The organism is Pseudomonas sp. B2021 (assembly GCF_018135665.1).
GTDB lineage: Bacteria > Pseudomonadota > Gammaproteobacteria > Pseudomonadales > Pseudomonadaceae > Aquipseudomonas > Aquipseudomonas lactis.
This window is the reverse complement of the sequence record NZ_SMOF01000032.1, coordinates 1-465: the sequence shown is the minus strand read 5'-3', so window position 1 is coordinate 465 and position 465 is coordinate 1. Positions and strand designations below refer to the sequence as shown.

The window sequence follows — 465 nt, the reverse complement described above, 5'->3', positions numbered from 1 at the left end:
GGTGCACGCGCTGATGGGCGAGAACGGCGCAGGCAAGTCGACCCTGCTGAAAATCCTCGGCGGCGCCTACATTCCATCCAGCGGCACCGTGCAAATCGGCGCGCAGACCATGGCGTTCAAATGCGCCGCCGACAGCATCGCCAGCGGTGTGGCGGTGATTCACCAAGAGCTGCACCTGGTGCCGGAAATGAGCGTGGCCGAGAACCTCTTTCTCGGGCATTTGCCCACGCGCTTTGGCGTGGTCAACCGAGGCCTGCTGCGCAAGCAGGCCCTGACCTGCCTCAAGGGCCTGGCCGATGAAATCGACCCTGACGAGAAGCTCGGACGCCTGTCCCTGGGCCAGCGCCAATTGGTGGAAATCGCCAAAGCGCTGTCCCGCGGCGCCAACGTGATCGCCTTTGATGAACCCACCAGCAGTTTATCGGCGCGGGAAATCGACCGCTTGATGGCGATCATCGCGCGCCT

1 protein-coding gene is annotated in these 465 nt (G+C 63.7%); it reads left to right on the top strand.

Annotated features, from left to right (window positions below):
• Nucleotides 1-465: ATP-binding cassette domain-containing protein (locus E1K68_RS27545; protein ID WP_212614966.1), on the top strand; the 465-nt coding region annotated here is incomplete at both ends.